The sequence below is a fragment of the Pelagicoccus sp. SDUM812003 genome (assembly GCF_031127815.1).
Taxonomy (GTDB): domain Bacteria; phylum Verrucomicrobiota; class Verrucomicrobiia; order Opitutales; family Opitutaceae; genus Pelagicoccus.
The window spans coordinates 1-1,706 of the sequence record NZ_JARXHY010000054.1 but is presented as its reverse complement, the minus strand read 5'-3'; the positions used below and the strand labels follow the sequence as shown (position 1 = coordinate 1,706).

1 protein-coding gene is annotated in these 1,706 nt (G+C 62.6%); it reads right to left on the bottom strand.

The annotated features are described in order from the left end of the window. Nucleotides 1-1,706, bottom strand: a 1,706-nt coding sequence (locus tag QEH54_RS22725; RefSeq protein ID WP_309021025.1) for a glycoside hydrolase family 2 TIM barrel-domain containing protein, incomplete at both ends; no start/stop codon positions are given.

The following is a 1,706-nucleotide window of genomic DNA, read 5'->3' as shown; positions in this document are numbered from 1 at the left end:
CCTTGGTCGACCCAGTCCCAGATGAAGCCGCCTTGCATGATGTCGTAGGACTCGATGACGTCCCAGTAGTCCTGCAGGTTGCCCACGCTGTTGCCCATGGCGTGGGCGTATTCGCATTGGATGAGCGGCCGCTGAGGATCGTTTTCCGCGTATTCGATCATGCGTTCGATCGACCAGTACATAGGTACTTGCAGGTCGCTGTTCGAGTACTCGGTGGCCCCTTCGTACTGCACCGGGCGGGTGTCCTGCACGCTCTTGAGCCAGTCGTAGGCGGCGAACTGGTTCTGGCCGTTGCCCGCTTCGTTGCCGAGCGACCAGATGATGATGGACGGATGGTTCTTGGAGCGCTCGTACATGCGCTCGGTGCGATCCAGGAAGGCTCCCTTCCACTCCGGCAGGTACGCAGGGTGCACGGACTCGTCGAAGCTGCCCTGGTTGGTGGTGCCCATGCCGTGCACCTCGATGTTCGCCTCGTCGACGACGTAGAAGCCGAGCCGGTCGCAGAGCGTGTAGAAGGAGTCCTCCTTCGGATAGTGGCTGCAGCGGATGGCGTTGATGTTGTTTTCCTTCATCAGCTGCAGGTCCTTCAGGGTGATGGACTCCTCCATGACGTGGCCGGTGACCGGATGGTGGTCGTGCAGATTGACGCCCTTGAGGTAGATCGCCTTGCCGTTGACCAGCAGCTGCGTATTCCTGATCTCGATACGACGGAAGCCGACGTCGAAGGTCGACACTTCCCTGTCGCCGTTCTCCGGCTGGACCGTGACGGTGAGCGAGTAGAGCTCCGGCGTTTCCGCGGTCCATTTGCGAACCTTGGGAACGCTCCTTTTGAAAGACACCGTCTCGCTGCCCTCGGCGGGTACCTCGACCGACTTGCGGAAGGTGAAGACCTCCCTGTCTCCGTCGCGGAGGGTGGCGACGAGGGAGACGGCTCGCGCTTCGCTCTCGCTGTTGGAGAGCTCGAAATCGGTGGCGAACTTCCCGGTCCGGTAGCTGTCGTCGAGATTGGCGGTGATGCTCAGGTCCTCGAGGGTCGCGGTGTTGGTGGCGTAGAGCCAGACGTCGCGCTCGATGCCGCTGAGCCGCCAGAAGTCCTGGTCCTCGAGGTAGCTGGCGTCGGACCAGCGGTAGACCTCCAGGGCCACGGTGTTGACGCCGTCCTGCAGATAGTCGGTCACGTTGAACTCCGCCTCGGTCTTGCTGCCTTCGCTGTAGCCGACCTGTTCGCCGTTTATCCAAAGGTAGAAGGCGCTGCGCACGGCCCCGAAGCTCAGGTAGACCTCCTTGCCGTCCCAATCCGCCGGAACGCTGAACTCGCGTCGATAGCTGCCTACCGGGTTGTCGGAGGGATCGATGCGCGGCGGGTTCTTGGGAAACGGGTAGACCAGGTTGGTGTAGATGGGGACGCCGTGGCCTTCGAGCTCCCAGTTGCTAGGCACGGGGATGGAGTCCCAGTCGGAAACGTCGTAGGAGGGATCGGCGAAGCCGACCGGACGATCCGCGGGCTTTGGGGCCCAGTTGAACTTCCACTCGCCGTTGAGGCTGCGGTAGTAGGGCGAGTTCGCGCGGTCGGCGTCGACGCTGGCGCTTTCGTCGGCGAAGCGTGTGAAGTTTGCCTGCGGGGCCTCGCGGTTGATCTGGAAGATCTCCGGGGTGTCGAGCTCGTTCCCCTGGCCGAAGAGGCTGAAGGAGCAAGCGATCGCTGC